The organism is Bradyrhizobium cedriense, assembly GCF_054602315.1.
In genome coordinates, this window is the sequence record NZ_JBTSWB010000002.1 from 306,725 (window position 1) to 322,950 (window position 16,226).

14 protein-coding genes are annotated in these 16,226 nt (G+C 64.3%); all 14 read left to right on the forward strand.

The features are described 5' to 3' along the window. The first annotated feature begins 42 nt into the window (after window positions 1–42). The 14 genes from ACYCVF_RS07750 to ACYCVF_RS07815 all read left to right on the forward strand — a co-directional run bounded on the left by ACYCVF_RS07750 (window position 43) and on the right by ACYCVF_RS07815 (window position 15,980). On the forward strand, window positions 43–810 hold the full coding sequence (locus tag ACYCVF_RS07750; RefSeq protein ID WP_459603301.1) for a serine O-acetyltransferase: 768 nt from the start codon (window positions 43–45) through the stop codon (window positions 808–810). A gap of 344 nt (window positions 811–1,154) precedes the next feature. Then, window positions 1,155–1,871: a protein TolQ gene (gene tolQ / locus ACYCVF_RS07755; RefSeq protein WP_014492404.1), complete on the forward strand. Its 717-nt coding sequence runs from the start codon at window positions 1,155–1,157 to the stop codon at window positions 1,869–1,871. A 43-nt stretch (window positions 1,872–1,914) separates the two neighbouring features. Next, complete coding sequence (gene tolR / locus ACYCVF_RS07760; protein ID WP_459603299.1) at window positions 1,915–2,364, forward strand: protein TolR; 450 nt, start codon at window positions 1,915–1,917, stop codon at window positions 2,362–2,364. 3 nt (window positions 2,365–2,367) lie between these two features. Then, the gene (locus tag ACYCVF_RS07765; protein WP_459603297.1) at window positions 2,368–3,327 is read left to right on the forward strand and encodes a protein TolA; all 960 of its coding nucleotides are present in this window, start codon (window positions 2,368–2,370) and stop codon (window positions 3,325–3,327) included. Window positions 3,328–3,368: 41 nt separating this feature from the next. Beyond that, entirely contained in the window at window positions 3,369–4,712 is a 1,344-nt protein-coding gene (gene tolB / locus ACYCVF_RS07770; protein WP_459603404.1) for a Tol-Pal system beta propeller repeat protein TolB, read from the forward strand. Between the two features lie 254 nt (window positions 4,713–4,966). After that, on the forward strand, window positions 4,967–7,300 hold the full coding sequence (locus ACYCVF_RS07775; RefSeq protein WP_459603295.1) for a putative bifunctional diguanylate cyclase/phosphodiesterase: 2,334 nt from the start codon (window positions 4,967–4,969) through the stop codon (window positions 7,298–7,300). A gap of 149 nt (window positions 7,301–7,449) precedes the next feature. Further along, entirely contained in the window at window positions 7,450–8,181 is a 732-nt protein-coding gene (locus ACYCVF_RS07780) for an N-acyl amino acid synthase FeeM domain-containing protein (RefSeq protein ID WP_459603293.1), read from the forward strand. 259 nt (window positions 8,182–8,440) lie between these two features. Beyond that, window positions 8,441–8,929, forward strand: a complete 489-nt coding sequence (pal, locus tag ACYCVF_RS07785) for a peptidoglycan-associated lipoprotein Pal (protein WP_024337630.1) — start codon at window positions 8,441–8,443, stop codon at window positions 8,927–8,929. 186 nt (window positions 8,930–9,115) lie between these two features. Next, on the forward strand, window positions 9,116–10,183 hold the full coding sequence (ybgF, locus tag ACYCVF_RS07790; RefSeq protein WP_459603291.1) for a tol-pal system protein YbgF: 1,068 nt from the start codon (window positions 9,116–9,118) through the stop codon (window positions 10,181–10,183). A gap of 168 nt (window positions 10,184–10,351) precedes the next feature. Next, complete coding sequence (gene tilS, locus ACYCVF_RS07795) at window positions 10,352–11,404, forward strand: tRNA lysidine(34) synthetase TilS (protein WP_459603289.1); 1,053 nt, start codon at window positions 10,352–10,354, stop codon at window positions 11,402–11,404. Between the two features lie 277 nt (window positions 11,405–11,681). After that, window positions 11,682–13,604, forward strand: a complete 1,923-nt coding sequence (gene ftsH, locus ACYCVF_RS07800) for an ATP-dependent zinc metalloprotease FtsH (protein ID WP_459603287.1) — start codon at window positions 11,682–11,684, stop codon at window positions 13,602–13,604. A 256-nt stretch (window positions 13,605–13,860) separates the two neighbouring features. Then, window positions 13,861–14,700 (forward strand): universal stress protein, encoded by an 840-nt coding sequence (locus ACYCVF_RS07805; protein ID WP_459603285.1) that lies wholly within the window; start codon window positions 13,861–13,863, stop codon window positions 14,698–14,700. 9 nt (window positions 14,701–14,709) lie between these two features. Then, window positions 14,710–15,573, forward strand: coding sequence for an APC family permease (locus ACYCVF_RS07810; protein ID WP_459603283.1), 864 nt, complete (start codon window positions 14,710–14,712; stop codon window positions 15,571–15,573). Window positions 15,574–15,611: 38 nt separating this feature from the next. Further along, window positions 15,612–15,980, forward strand: a complete 369-nt coding sequence (locus tag ACYCVF_RS07815; RefSeq protein WP_459603281.1) for a hypothetical protein — start codon at window positions 15,612–15,614, stop codon at window positions 15,978–15,980. Window positions 15,981–16,226: the final 246 nt, after the last annotated feature.

The window sequence follows — 16,226 nt, forward strand, 5'->3', positions numbered from 1 at the left end:
TATTCGTCGCCCGGGAAGGAGACGGAGGAGACGGAGGCGACGATGCCGGGAGCTGCGACCGTGACCGTCGGCGACCTTTGGCGGCAGCTTCGCGCGGAAGCGCGACACGCCGCCGCCACCGATCCCGTGTTCGGCGCGGTCCTTGCGGACGCCATTCTCGCCCACGACGATTTCGCCGCCGCCCTGTCTGATCTGGTCGGGCGACGGCTTGCCGGCAGCGCCGCCCTGCGTGCGCGCTTCACGGCATTTGCCGATAAGGCCTTTCACGGTGAGCCGGGCCTGGTCGAGGCGGCAAGCCGCGATCTGCAAGCCATCGCGTTCCGCGACCCGGCCGTGGCCGGCCTGTTGCCGCCGATGCTGCTTTTCAAAGGGTATGCGGCGCTTCAGGCCTGGCGCGTCTCGAACTGGCTTTGGCGGCGCGGCCATCCCGACGCGGCGCTGCTGTTTCAGAACGAGGCGTCGAACGTCTTGCAGGTCAGCATTCATCCGGCTGCGAGCCTTGGATCGTCGGTGTATCTCGACCATGCCACTGGCATCGTGATCGGTGCCAACGTCGTCATCGGCGACGAGGTCACCATCCTCCAGAACGTCAGCATCGGACGCCATGGCGAGCTGCCGATGCGTTCGCCGCGCATTGGGCGCGGTGTGTTCATCGGCGCCGGCGCGACCATCCTTGGCGGCGTCAGCATCGGAGATTTTGCCAAGGTCGGCGCCGGCACGGTCGTAACCGGCGATGTGCCCGCCGGGTGCACGGCGATCGGCAATCCCGCGCGGCTGACCAATTGCCAGGAACCCGCCTCCGCGGCTTGAGCCGCCACTTTTCAGGCCTCGCGCCGGGACCCCCAGCTATGCATCTCCCTGCGCTGCCTGCGTTTTCCGCAGCCAAATTCGCGGCTGATAACCCCGCATTAACCAACGGCGGGCTCTGGTAATTGCGGACAGTCGCGCCCGGAGCCGTGTCGAGGCCCATAGTTTTGACATCTTGGCGGGGAATGCAGGCGGCCGGCTTTGGACGAGCCCTGCACCCCAGAAAGACAAGGCTTTGAGCGGGCTTGCCGGCCGCGCCGGTTCCAGCGCGGCCGTTGGGGAACACCGGCCGCGACTTTGCTGGCCGAAGCACATTGGGTAACGATCGCCTTGAGAGGATGCTGCATATGAATCCGGCCGACGTGGCTCAGTCAGCCCTTCCGGTTGCTGCCTCCGCCGACGTGTCGCTGATCGCGCTGTTCTGGCAGGCTCACTGGATCGTGAAAGCGGTGATGCTGGGACTTCTGGCCTGCTCGGTCTGGGTCTGGGCGATCGCGATCGACAAGATCTTTCTCTACGCGCGCACCCGGCGCTCGATGGACCGGTTCGAGCAGGCGTTCTGGTCCGGGGAGTCGATCGAGGAGCTCTATCGCACGCTCTCGGCCAAACCGACGCATTCCATGGCGGCCTGCTTCGTCGCGGCGATGCGCGAGTGGAAGCGTTCCTTCGAGAGCCATGCGCGCTCGGTCGCGGGCCTGCAGATGCGTATCGACAAGGTGATGAACGTCTCGATCGCCCGCGAGGTCGAGCGGTTGGAACGCAGGCTGCTGGTGCTTGCAACCGTCGGCTCCGCCGGCCCCTTTGTCGGCCTGTTCGGGACGGTCTGGGGCATCATGTCGAGCTTCCAGTCGATCGCGGCGTCGAAAAATACCTCTCTGGCGGTGGTGGCCCCCGGTATCGCGGAGGCGCTGTTTGCGACCGCAGTCGGCCTTATCGCCGCCATTCCTGCCACTATTTTCTACAATAAGTTCACGTCCGAGGTGAACCGGCAGGCCCAGCGGCTCGAAGGCTTCGCCGATGAATTCTCAGCCATCCTGTCCCGTCAGATCGACGAGCGGGGCTGACCGACGGCATGTATAGTGTGAAGGGCAATTTGGGCACCAGACCATGGGCATGAACGTTGCGGGTTCATCCGGAGGCGGCGGACGCCGTGGCCGGCGCAAGCCCGTCGTGGCCGAGATCAACGTCACGCCGATGGTCGACGTGATGCTGGTGCTGCTCATCATCTTCATGGTGTCGGCGCCGATGCTGACCGTGGGCGTGCCGCTCGACCTGCCCTCGACTCAGGCCAAGAGCATCGAAAGCAACGACCAGAAGCCGATCCAGATGTCGGTCGACATCAAGGGCAAGGTGTTCATCAACGATGCCGAGATCGCGCTCAACGAGCTGGTGCCGAAGCTCAAGGCGATCACGGATGCGCGCGGCGGGCTCGAGGAACGCATCTATCTGCGCGCCGACAAGAAGGCCGACTACGGGACCGTCGCCAAGGTCATGGGTCTGTTGTCCGGCGCCGGATTCAAGAAGCTGGCCCTCGTGACCGAAGCGGATCAGGGGTAGACGGTGAAGGTGAACGTCGACAAGACACTCGTTGCGTCGATTGCCCTCCATGTCCTCGTACTGGGATGGGGGCTCGTAACCTTTAGCAGCAAGGCCTACGTCGCGCCGGAGGAATCGCTTCCGGTCGACATCATCTCGACCGACCAACTCGCCAAGATGATGGCGGGGCAAAAGACCGGCGACAAGAAAGAGCCGAAGCCCAAGGTCGAGAAGATCGCGGAAGCGAAGCCCGAGGAAGACGCCGTCGGCAAGGTCACCGAGAAGAAAGAGCTGATCAAGACCAACTCGACGCCGGAGCCGCCGCCGAAACCCGTCGAGAAGCCGGTCGAAAAGAAGCCAGAGCCGCCGAAGCCCGTCGCCGAGGCCAAGCCGAAGGAAGAGCCGAAGCCGGAGGAAAAGAAGCCCGATCCGGCCAAGGAAGATCCGATCGCCGAGCTCCAGAAGAAGCTGGAGACCAAGAAGCCGCCGCCGAAACCGCTCGAGCAGAAGGTCGCGGCGGTGCAGCCCCAGCAGCAGCCGAAGCCCAAGGAGCGCACCTTCGATCCGGCGCAGATCCAGCGGGACCTCGACAAGCGCGCTTCCACCCGGCATGAGCTCACCGGCTCGGCGCTGAATGCGTCCGCCGCGCTGGGATCGGCGACCGGGACTGCCGCCAACAACGTCGCGACATGGCGTGGTGCATTCCAGGGTGCCGTCAAGCGCTGCTTCACGCCTACCTATAACGGCCAGGACGCCGATCAGTACGAGGCCGACATCGACATTCCCATGAAGATCGACGGATCGCTGGCCGCTGAGCCGATCGTCGTCGCGGTGCGTGGACCGTCACGGTCGATCGCGCAGGCCGTGGCGGAGAGCGCCAAGCGCGCTATCGTCCAGTGCCAAGTCTATTCCTTCATGCCGAAGCAGCAATACGAGAGCTGGAAGCTCATTCCGATGACTTTCGGTCTGAAAGATATGTTGTGACATCCGAACAAAAGAATTTTGCGATGAATGACGCCAGCTCGATGAATCGCCGCCGCTTCATGACCCTGACCGGATCGACGCTTGCGATGCTCGGCGGCGGTCGCGCCCTGGCTCAGGGCCAGCCGCGCATCCGCATTGACCCCACGGAATTCCAGCCGATCCCGATCGCGATCACCAATTTCCTGCCGGGCTCGCCCTCCGACGGCGACGTCGGCAATGGTGTCACGCAGGTCATCACCAACAATCTGAAGCGCTCGGGCCTGTTCGCGCCGATCGACCAGGCCGCCTTTATCGAGCGCATCAGCAACATGGACGTCGCGCCGCAGTTCCAGAACTGGAAGACCATCAACGCGCAGGCGGTGGTCACCGGACGCATGACGCGGCAGCCGGACGGACGGCTCAAAGCCGAATTCCGACTCTGGGACGTGATCAACGGCCAGCAGCTTGCCGGCCAGCAATATTTCACCTCGCCGGAATATTGGCGCCGGATCGCCCACATCATCTCCGACCAGATCTACGAGCGGATGACCGGCGAGAAAGGCTATTTCGACAGCCGCGTCGTGTTCGTCGACGAGACCGGGCCGAAGGAGCGCCGCGTCAAGCGGCTCGCGATGATGGACCAGGACGGCGCCAATGTGCGCTACCTGACCCGCGGCTCGGACCTCGTGCTGACGCCGCGCTTCTCGCCGAACTCGCAAGAGATCACCTACATGGAGTTCGGCCAGGGCGATCCGAAGGTCTATCTCTACAACATCGAGACCGGCCAGCGCGAGATCGTCGGCAACTTCCCGGGCATGACCTTCGCGCCTCGCTTCTCTCCGGACGGCCAGCGCGTCATCATGAGCCTGCAGCAGGGCGGCAACTCCAACCTGTTCGTGATGGATCTGCGCTCGCGCTCGACCACGCGTCTCACCGACACGCCGGCGATCGACACCTCGCCGTCTTACTCGCCGGACGGCGCGCGCATCTGCTTCGAATCCGATCGTGGCGGCAGGTCGCAGATCTACGTGATGGCCGCAGGCGGTGGACCAGCGCAACGCATCTCCTTCTCCAAGGACGACACCAACGCCAGCTATTCGACGCCGGTGTGGTCGCCGAAGGGCGACTACATCGCCTTCACCAGGCAGGGCGGCGGACAGTTCGCGATCGGCGTCATGAAGCCGGACGGCTCCGGCGAGCGGCTTCTCACCTCCGGCTTCCACAACGAGGGGCCGACCTTCTCGCCGAATGGCCGCGTGCTGATGTTCTTCCGAGATCCCGGCGGCAACGGCGGGCCTTCCCTGTACAGCGTCGACATCTCCGGCCGCAACGAGCTGAAGGTGCCGACGCCGGGCTTCGCCTCGGATCCCGCGTGGTCGCCACTGCTGTCCTCGACGTCGGGCTGACAGGATCGCAGCTGAGACATCGTGGTTCTCGCGCGCGACGTTGTCGAAAAGGCGCGCCGATGCTCCCATTTACAACGCTAGGTAAGCTTTCCTTCACCTTGAGGCCGGCAAGGCTTGCCTAGTTGCTTGAAATGTCAGCGGAAATCGGTTCGCTATTGCCGAAAAACAACCCGACCTTAACGATGTTCCCTCAGAAAGGCTTCATCTGGTTTGAGTTAAAGTAGGCGCCAAACAGGACGCGCGTACAAACTCAAATGCAGTTCGCAAGCCAGAGCGGAGAGCCGGACCAGCAGCAGGCCTCGCCGACGATTTCGGCGGCGCTGACCGATTCGCTGTTCGAGGCTCCCGGCACGGTGCTCACCGGCATCATCTTCTCTGCATTCTCGGCTTCCCTGACCGCGCTCAAGACCGACCAGATCCTGATCTGGGGATTCGTCCCGCTTCTCATTCTCGCGGGGGCGATACGCGCTTTCGACCTGAGCCGATACCAGGCACAGAAATCGATCCTGAGCGTGGAACAAGCGGCGCGTTGGCAGAAGCGCTACCAGATCGGAGCGCTCATCCAGGCCGCCGTGATCGGTCTATGGTGTTCGACCACCCTGTTGAGCAATGACGACGCCATCGCCCACATGATCGCCCTCTCGGTCACCACCGGCATCGTGGCGGGAGGAGCGGGGAGAGCTTACGGACGGCAGTGGATATTTCGTCTGCAAGCCACTTTGATATTCGGTCCGGCCGTGGTCGCGCTGGCGCTGCACGGCACGCCCTACTACGTGGCGATGTCCGTCGTATGCGCCGCGTTTCTGTTCTCCGTCATGCGGCTCTCGGGCAATCTGCACAGGATATTCCTGCGGGCGGTTGTCGCGCGCGAGCGCGAGGCGGCGCTCGCCGGGCAGTTCGATACGGCACTCAACAACATGCCGCACGGGCTCTGCATGTTCCGCGTCGATGGCCAGCTCGCGGTGATGAATCACCGCTTTGGCGAGATGATGAACCTGACCGACAATCTCGCACAGACCAACACCAGCGCGCGCGACCTCGTCGCCGCCTGCGTCCAGGCTGGATCGATTTCGGCGGCGAGCGGGGATGCGATCATTGCCGAGATCGAAGCCGCCCAGGCGAAGGAAATCATCACTACCGACCCCGATCCGCACCGGAACCGCTCGCTGTCATGGACCGTCCAGCCGATGGCTGATGGCGGTGCGGTGGTGCTGCTCGAGGACATCACCGAGCGGCGCAACGCCGAGGCCAGGATCAGCCATCTGGCTCGCTACGACGAGCTCACGGCGTTGCCGAACCGTCTCAATTTCCGTGACGAGATAGAGCGGTTGCTCGCGGTGGCGCGGCATTCGGAACGTCTGTCGGCCCTGCTCTTCATCGACCTCGACCAGTTCAAGCAAGTCAACGATACGCTGGGCCATCCCTGCGGCGACCAGCTCCTGTGTGCGGTCGCCAACCGGCTGCGCGAGATGCTGCGCCCCGAGGATTTCGTTGCCCGCTTCGGTGGCGACGAGTTCGTCGTGTTCCAGCAGAACATCTCTTCGTCGGAGGACGCTGCGGCGCTTGCCCGCCGCATCGTCGAGCGGCTGAGCGAGCGCTATCGCATCGACAACCATCTGGTCGAGATCGGCGCCAGCGTCGGCATCGCGCTGACCTCGCCGGACGGGGTGAGCGCCGATACGCTGCTCAAGAACGCCGACATGGCGCTCTACCGCGCCAAGGCCGACGGGCGCGGCACCTTCTGCTTCTTCCGCGACGAGATGGCGGCGACCGTCGAGGCGCGCCGGATCCTCGAACTCGACCTGCGCAAGGCGCTCGCCAACGAGGAGTTCGAGCTGTTCTATCAGCCGCTCGTCAACCTGAAGTCCGGCAAGATCACCACTTGCGAGGCGCTGCTGCGCTGGAATCATCCGGTGCGCGGCACGGTGTCGCCGGTGGACATCATCCCGGTCGCCGAGGACATGGGCCTGATCGTCGATCTCGGGCGCTGGATCCTGCGCCGCGCCTGCATGGAATGCATGAAGTGGCCGGAGGGCGTCAGCGTCGCCGTGAACTTCTCTCCGCAGCAATTCCACCAGCGCGACGTCCTGAGCGAGATTCGCTACGCGCTCGAAGTGTCGGGTCTGCCGGCACATCGGTTGGAGATCGAGATCACCGAATCCTCGCTGCTGCGCAACACCCAGCTCACGCACGACATCCTGTCGCAATTGCATGCCCTCGGCGTTCGCATCTCGCTCGACGATTTCGGGACCGGCTATTCCAGCCTCAGCTATCTGCACAACTTCCCGATGCAGAAGGTGAAGATCGACCGCTCATTCCTCGAAGGCATCGACTCGGACCGACCGCTGACGCTGCTGCGAGGTGTGGCGCGGCTGTCTGCCGACCTCGGCATGTCGGTCGTGGTCGAAGGAATCGAGTCCAACGAGCAGCTCGAGCTCATCAATGCCGATGGGACGGTGACCGAAGCTCAGGGTTACCTGTTCAGCCGGCCCGTCCCGGCCGTGCGCATTCGCCAGTTGCTCAATGCCTCCTACGGCGTTCGCGGCGGCGCGGATCAGGTCGCAGCATCGGCCCGATCGATCGCCTGATCTTCCTTCCTCGATCTTTGACGACGCCTCGTTTTCCCGCGATTCTACGGAGGCAAAAGGTTAACCCTAACGTTTCTAACGCTTTGCAATTTGATTAAGGAACCATTAATCTCAGCCCACTCGCAGAAGTTGCCAGGTAGGGGTTGTTGATGAAATCCGGGGCCGAACCGCAAACGGCGCTTGTTCCACGCGGAGCCGCGCTGTTTGAGCGTATCGATTACCGGCTCATCGAAACGCCGGAGGAAAAGGATCGCCTCCACCTGATGCGTTACCGGGCCTATTTGCAGGCCGGTCTGATCCCGCCGTCGGAGTCGCAGCGGGTCACGGACCGTTTCGACGACGCGCCCAACGTCTGGAACTTCGGCGTCTATGTCGACGACGAACTCTGCAGTTCCGTTCGCATCCACGTTCTGACGTCCGAATGGCGGATGTCCTACACGACCGAGGTGTTCGGCGACGTCCTGCATCCCCGCCTCGACCGGGGCGAGATTTTTATCGATCCGTGTCGATTCGTTGCTGATCCCGAAATGCAACAGCGGTTTCCCGAACTGCCTTATCTGACCGTGCGGCTTCCCTTCGTCGCCTGCGAACATTTCAATGCCGACGTTGGACTTTCGATGGTGCGGACCGATCACCAGGCGTTCTACCGCCGCGTGTTCCTGTCCGAGACTCTCACTGAGCCGCGTTCATTCCCGGGCTGGCCGACGAAGAAGGCCGTCCTGATGGCCTCGGACTATCCCAGGGTCCGGGAGAAGATCCTGACGCGTTTCCCGATCATGCGTTCGAGTGCGTTCGAGCGGCGGATGCTGTTTGAACGGGGCACCCACCGGATCGCCCCGTCCCGGCCGGTCCTTGTTGCCGGCGCCGCCGCCCAGGCCTGAATTCCTCCAGCTCGTTTGTGGTTCGGTCCTGCGCAGAGACGGGTTTTGCCCCGCGAAAGCGTACGTTTGGTCGTTGGCAAGGGCTTGCCTTCACCCTTGCGCCACATTTACAAACCATTAACCATGATGGGTGCTTTTCGCCGGTTGGGGGCATTTGACCGGATGAGGCAAGGTTCCATCAAGGTTGACGGAACGTTCGCTTAACCAACCCCCTGTAGACCGGACAGCAGTGGACTAACGCGAGCGTGGAGGCTCCGGAATGAAACATCCTATGCGTATCCTCCAGGGATTGAAGCTGGCCGCGGTGCTTGCCGTCGCGCTGTCGATGGGCGCCTGCGCCAACAAGAATGCCGCCACGGATGCGATGGCCAACGCTGCGACTCCCGGCAGCCAGCAGGATTTCGTCGTCAACGTCGGCGACCGCGTGTTCTTCGAGAGCGACCAGACCGATCTGACCCCGCAGGCGATCGTGACCCTGGAGAAGCAGGCGCAGTGGCTCCAGAGCTACCCGCGCTACAGCTTCACCATCGAAGGTCATGCCGACGAGCGCGGCACCCGCGAGTACAACATCGCCCTCGGCGCCCGCCGGGCCCAGTCGGTGCGCTCGTTCCTCGCCTCGCGCGGCATCGATCCGAACCGCATGCGCACGATCTCCTACGGCAAGGAACGGCCGGTCGCCGTCTGTAACGACATCTCCTGCTGGTCGCAGAACCGCCGCGCCGTCACCGTCTTGAATGCGAGCTCCTGACCTTAGTCAGCCGCCGTTCAGCTTCGGAATTGGATGATGCCGGCGCCCTCTCGGGCGCCGGTTTCGTTTCAGCATTCTGTGACAGAAACCCCTTGGTACCAGTCACATTTTTGGCGTACTCCACTTCAATGTGTGGCGCGTCGAATGTTCCGTCGCAGGCCATTTCGCTTTCGTCGTCAGGGCAAGATGTCATCCAGATTTAAGGTCTTTACGGGCACTGTGGCGACCGCCGCGCTGCTCTCCTTGTGCTCGCCCGCATTTGCGCAATCGATTTTCGCGCAATCGGACGATGCCGATCCCGAGATGCGGATCGAGCGGCTGGAGAGCCAGCTGCGCCAGCTCACCGGCCAGAACGAAGAGCTGCAATATCGCAATCGCCAGCTCGAGGAGCGGCTGCGGGCGCTCGAAGGCGGTGCGCAAGGTGCGCCCGGACAGGCGCCCAACGTCGCGGCGATGCCGCCCGCCCAGATCGCGCCAAGTCAAATCGCGCCCGGCTATCGCCAGCCGCAGCAGGCCGTGCCGCCGAGTCACGAGCAGCCGCAGATCGCTGCCCCTGCGCCGATCGTTCAGGAGCAGCCGGCGCCCGGCGCACCCGGTACGCGCCGCCGCGGCGATGCCTTCGATCCGAACCAGAACCCGAATGCTCCCGGCGCACCGCGCGCGCTCGGCGGCGGGCAGCAGCCGATGCCGGCGGGAGTTCCAAGCGGCGTGCCCGGCGGCCGCGGCGCCGGCGAACCGCTCGATCTCGCCAACACCGCTCCTCGCTATCAGCAAGCCGCGCCCCCGGCGGTGCAGCCCGGCTATCCGCCGGCCCAATCCGGCTATCCGGCGCCGGCCGGCGGCGCTGGCCTGACCACCCTGCCGCCCTCGGCAACGCCGCGCGACGAGTTCGACCTCGGCATCGGCTACATGCAGCGCAAGGACTATGCGCTCGCCGAGCAGACCATGAAGAATTTCGCGCAGAAATATCCGAGCGACCCGCTGCTCGGCGACGCGCAATACTGGCTTGGCGAGAGCTACTTCCAGCGCCAGCAATATCGCGACTCCGCGGAGGCCTTCCTCGCCGTCACCACCAGATACGAGAAATCGGTCAAGGCGCCGGACGCGCTGCTGCGGCTCGGCCAGTCGCTCGCCGCGCTGAAGGAGAAGGAGGCCGCCTGCGCCGCCTTCGGCGAGGTCGGCCGCAAATATCCGCGCGCCTCCGCCGGCGTCAAAGCGGCGGTCGATCGCGAGCAGAAGCGGGTGAAGTGCTAGACAGCCAGCGCGGCCGGCTTTCTGCGCTCACCTGTCTCCCTGCGGGAGAGGTGGTCCGTCGGCTAGGGTTGATTCAACCAAAGCCTACCGCGTGCTGATGCAGCGTTCAGACGCTGACAATGCGGATCGCCCTGCGCTAAACAGTCTGGTGACTGTCAGGGCCGCGTCATGTCAGACGACGATAATTCTCCGATCTCGGCGCGCGAGGCGAGGCGGCTCTTCGCCGGCCTGAAAAGCGCGCCTGCGCTTGTGCTCGCGGTCTCGGGCGGGCCCGACTCGGTCGCGCTGATGTGGCTGGCGGCGCGCTGGCGGCGCAGCCTCGCGCGCGGCCCGCATCTCGCGGTCGTGACGATCGATCATGGCCTGCGTCGAGAGGCGCCGCGCGAGGCGCGTGAGGTCAAGCGGCTCGCCGCCGAGCTCGGATTGACGCACCGGACCCTCCGCTGGCGCGGCGCAAAGCCGAAGACGGGGCTGCCGGCCGCAGCGCGCGAGGCGCGTTACCGCCTGCTCGCGGGGGCCGCGCGTGCCGCCGGTGCGAACCATGTGCTGACGGCCCACACCCGCGACGACCAGGCCGAGACGCTGTTGATGCGCCTCTTCCGCGGCAGCGGGCTTGCGGGGCTTTCGGCCATGGCTCCGCTCAGCGAGCGCGACGGAATCGTGCTGGCGCGTCCGCTGCTCGATGTCCCGAAGTCGCAGCTGATCGCCACCTTGAGGCGGGCGAAGGTCGGCTTTGCCGAGGATCCCACCAACCGGGACACGGTCTTCACCCGGCCGCGGCTGCGCGCGCTGCTGCCGCTGCTCGCGGCCGAGGGCGGCGATGCCCGCACGCTCGCGCGGCTCGCAGCAAGGCTGGCGCGGGCCAATGCGGCGGTCGAGGTGCTCGCCGACGGCGCCGAGCGCTTCCTCCGTTTGCGGGATCGCGGCGATGCGCCGCAGGCGGGCGTCCGAAGCTTCGAGGCCTCGGCCTTTGCAGCCTTGCCGGAGGAGGTCCGGCTGCGGCTCCTGCTGCGGGCCATCAACGCGCTCGGACATGAAGGGCCGGCGGAACTCGGCAAGGTCGAGACCCTGATGTCCGCATTGGACCAGGCCATGGCCGCAAGTCGCAGCGCCGGCGCCCGGCCGGTCCTGAAGCAGACCCTTGCGGGAGCCTTGATCAGCGTTGCGGGCGGGCGTATCCACATCGCGCCGGCACCGGCCCGGCGGCGCACCGGGAGATGAGCACGAATCACGGCGGATCATGGCACCGGCCATTTCGCCGCCGCGCCGTCAGGCCACCTTAACCAGGCCCGAAAAACCCCCAATCTGGCGCCATTATTTCCGCGGGAATCGCTCTAAGATGGGATAAATAGTCCCATATCATTCCCTTGGCAGCGACCGGGACGGCACCTAAATTGTATCCGTCTAACCGAGAGGACTCCTTGGGATTTCCTCGCATTGACCAAAGCCACTGCCCAAGGATCAGGGTCGCGATCCGCGCGACCACGAAGGAAGATCGATGAACGCCAATCTGCGCAATTTCGCCCTCTGGGTCATCATTGTCTTGCTGCTGTTGGCGTTGTTCACGCTCTTCCAGAATCCGGGTCAGCGGGCCTCCTCGCAGGACATCGCCTTCTCGCAGCTCCTGAGCGAAGTTGATCGCGGCAATGTGCGCGACGTCGTGATCCAGGGGCCGGACATCCACGGCACGTTCACCAACGGCTCGAGCTTCCAGACCTATGCGCCGAACGATCCGACGCTGGTGAAGCGCCTCTATGACAGCAAGGTGCAGATCACGGCGAAGCCGCCGGGCGACAACGTGCCCTGGTTCGTCTCGCTGTTGGTGTCCTGGCTGCCCTTCATCGCGCTGATCGGCGTCTGGATATTCCTGTCGCGGCAGATGCAGGGCGGCGCCGGCAAGGCGATGGGCTTCGGCAAGTCGCGCGCCAAGATGCTCACCGAAGCGCACGGCCGCGTCACCTTCGAGGACGTCGCCGGCGTCGACGAGGCCAAGCAGGATCTGCAGGAGATCGTCGAATTCCTGCGCGACCCCGGCAAATTCCAGCGCCTCGGCGGTCGCATTCCGCGCGGCGTGCTGCTGGTCGGCCCTCCCGGCACCGGTAAGACCCTGATCGCGCGTGCGGTCGCGGGTGAAGCCAACGTGCCTTTCTTCACCATTTCCGGTTCGGACTTCGTCGAGATGTTCGTCGGCGTTGGTGCTTCCCGCGTCCGCGACATGTTCGAGCAGGCCAAGAAGAACGCGCCCTGCATCATCTTCATCGACGAAATCGATGCGGTCGGTCGTCACCGTGGCGCCGGTCTCGGCGGCGGCAATGACGAGCGCGAGCAGACGCTGAACCAATTGCTGGTCGAGATGGATGGCTTCGAAGCCAATGAGGGCGTGATCCTGATCGCCGCCACCAACCGTCCTGATGTGCTCGATCCCGCGCTGCTGCGTCCGGGCCGCTTCGACCGCCAGGTCGTGGTGCCCAATCCTGACGTCGTCGGTCGCGAGCAGATCCTGAAGGTTCACGTGCGCAAGGTGCCGCTGGCCCCCGATATCAATCTCAAGACCATCGCGCGCGGTACGCCGGGCTTCTCCGGCGCCGACCTGATGAACCTCGTCAACGAAGCCGCGCTTACCGCCGCCCGCCGCAACAAACGGATGGTGACGCAGGCCGAGTTCGAAGAGGCCAAGGACAAGGTGATGATGGGCGCCGAGCGCAAGTCGCTCGTCATGACCGAGGAGGAGAAGCTGCTGACGGCCTATCACGAGGGCGGCCACGCCATCGTCGGCCTCAACGTGCCCGCCACCGATCCGATCCACAAGGCGACCATCATCCCGCGCGGCCGTGCGCTCGGCATGGTCATGCAGCTTCCGGAGCGCGACAAGCTGTCGATGTCGCTGGAGCAGATGACCTCGCGCCTCGCCATCATGATGGGCGGCCGTGTCGCCGAAGAGCTGATCTTCGGCCGCGAGAAGGTGACCTCGGGTGCCGCCTCCGACATCGAGCAGGCCACGCGCCTTGCCCGCATGATGGTGACGCGCTGGGGCCTCTCGGAAGAGCTCGGCACCGTCTCCTACGGCGAGAACCAGGACGAGGTTTTCCTGGGCATGTCGGTGTCGCGCACGCAGAACGCCTCCGAGGCGACCGTCCAGAAGATCGACTCCGAGATTCGGCGTCTGGTCGAGGAAGGTTACAAGGAAGCGACCCGCATCCTCACCGAGAAGCATGCCGATCTCGAGGCGCTGGCCAAGGGCCTGCTCGAGTTCGAGACGCTGAGCGGTGATGAGATCATCGACCTGCTCAAGGGCAAGAAGCCGAATCGCGAGTCCGTGCTCGAGCCGACCACGCCGCGCGCTTCCGCCGTGCCGCCGGCCGGCAAGCCGCGCCCCCGGCCCGATCCGGATCCCGGTCTGGAGCCGCAGCCGCAGGCCTGATCACAAGCGGCAGACCGAATTGAAGAACGCGGCGGAGACGCCGCGTTTTTTATTTACTGAACGCGCCTTCGCGAGCTGGCGCTCTGCTGAATCCCTCCAGCGGAGTGAGCACCGCCGAACCGGTGCGTTCCTGCTCCCGCCAGCCCTTCATTCGAGCCTTGGCCGTTTTGCCACAGCCAACTCGGCTGTACCTGTTGCGGTGGGTCAATAAGGGGGACCTCGACAGCGCTAGGCTCAAATCTTCAAGGAGGGAAACATGGCTTTCAAGGATGTTCTGCTGACCCTGACGAGCTATCCGGATCCGACGCCGGTCTCGGTGATCGACGATGCGGTTTCGCTAGCCGCCGTCCTGGATACGCACCTCGCAGCCATTTCCTGCGAAGTGCATTTGGAAGTGCGCGGGAGCTTGCTTGGCGATGCGATCATAGACATCCCTGCGATGATCGCGCGCGAGGCCGCCAGAAGCCGCCACAATGCGCAAGCGCTGCTCGCGGCGTTCGAAGCGGCGGCCGCAAAGTCGGGGATTCGGCATGAGACCATCTTCGAGCAATGCGCAACCCAAAGCGAGCCGGGGCTGCTGGTCGATTATGCAAGGCTTCGCGATCTCACGATCATGCCGATGCGGGAATCCCACGAGCGGTGGGATGCCGAGGAGGTGATCTTCGAATCCGGCAGGCCGACGCTGATCCTGCCTACGGCTCCGCGATCGCGTCCATTCCGGCTCGATGCTGTTTGCGTGGCCTGGGACTTCAGCCGGACCGCCGCCCGAGCGGTTTCCGACGCGCTTCCTTTGCTTGAAAAGGCGACAAACGTGCGCGTCGTTACCGTCACACATGAAAAGGCCTTGGATTCCAAACGTTCCGCCGAAGAGCTGGCAAAGAACCTGGCGCGTCACGGCATCGAGGTTGTGCTGGACAAGATCGACGCCGAAGGCAAGCCGATCGGGGAGGTCCTCGAAGCGTACGTGCTATCTCACGGCATCGACGTGCTTGTGATGGGCGCGTACGGAACGTCCAGGTGGCGCGAATTCGTGCTTGGCGGTGCGACGAGAAGTCTGCTGTCCAAGCCGCCGATCCCGATTCTGTTTTCGCATTGACGTTCGTCCATGCAAGAGGTGAGAACAGATGCTGCAACTTATCGACCGGGCAGCAGGACAACGCCGCACAAGTCTTCAAAGCTGATCAGATCGCTCACGCTGACGCACGCGGTGCTCTACGGGCTCGGCGTCACGATCGGCGCCGGGATCTACGTCCTGGTGGGGGCGGCCGCCGCACGGAGCGGGATGCATGCGCCTCTGGCGTTCCTCGCTGCTGCCGTCGTGATGGGCATCACAGCCGGGACCTTTGCTGAACTGGGCACGCGGCTGCCGGTTGCGGCGAGCGAGGCGGCTTATGTCGAAGCCGCATTTCACCGCAAATGGTTCGGCGGTGTCGCGGGATTGCTCGTGGTGGCCGCGGCGACGATTTCAGGGGCCACCATCACGGTCGGAAGCGCCGGCTACATCGGTGTATTTCTGCCGCTGCCTGCCGCCTGGATCATCGCCGGCGTCGTGCTTGCGATGGGAGCGATCGCCTGCCTGTCCGCGGTTCAGTCCATCAGCTTCGCTGGACTGATGACGGTGGTGGAGATCGGAGGATTGATCCTCATCATCGGTGCCGGTCTGTTCGAGGGCGAATCTCTGGTCTCTCGGCTGCCCGAATTGTGGGCTCCCACGAGCGACTTGGCAGCCTGGACCGGGATCGCACGGACCTCGCTGCTCGCCGTGTTTGCGTTCGTCGGGTTCGAGCACCTGGTGAACATCTCCGAGGAAATGAAGAATCCTTCGCGCACTCTGCCTTGGGCCCTCTTCATCACGCTCGGCGTGACGGCGCTCCTCTACATGGCGGTTGCCTGGATTGCGGTGGTTGCCGTGCCGCCGGCCGAGCTCGCGCATTCACCAGCCCCTCTTGCTCTGGTATTCAGCGTCTGACCGGGCTACCCCTCTCGGTTCTGAGCGCGATTGCGATCGTGGCGACAATCAATGGAATCATCGTTCACATGATCATGATCGGACGTGTGCTGTACGGCCTTGCGGACCAGGGCAGCCTTCCGGCTCTTCTCGCGAGGGTGAATGCCAGAAGCAGGACGCCGGTCGTCGCGACCCTGCTCGGCGTCGGCGCCATCCTGATCCTCGCGCTCGGCGTTCCGCTGACGGGATTGGCGGAATGGACCTCGCGATTGACGCTTGGGATTTTCGCCCTGGTCAATCTGGCACTGCTTCGAATCAAGGCAAACGAATCAAGGCCTCCAGCCGGCGTGTTCGTCGTTCCCGTTTGGGTGCCGGTTGCAGGGCTGTTTACAAGCACCGCATTACTCCTGGTCGATCTGTTCGGATAACGCGGGCTTCAGGCGCGGTCGCATGCTCTCATTTGCACGCGCGCCAGGCCGTCAGCCGGGTTTCGACATCGCTTCGACTGGCTCCAGATAATCGCTCACCCCGTTCCCGCGGCTGCATGTGACGCGTTCCGGTTGCGTCAAGGAGTGCTGCCGTTCACGGGAGCGTCGGAGTCGTCGGGCCGCTTGGCGGCAAACGCGGGAATCACTAAAGAAGAACTTAACGCTTGCGTCCTATTTTGGCCCGCC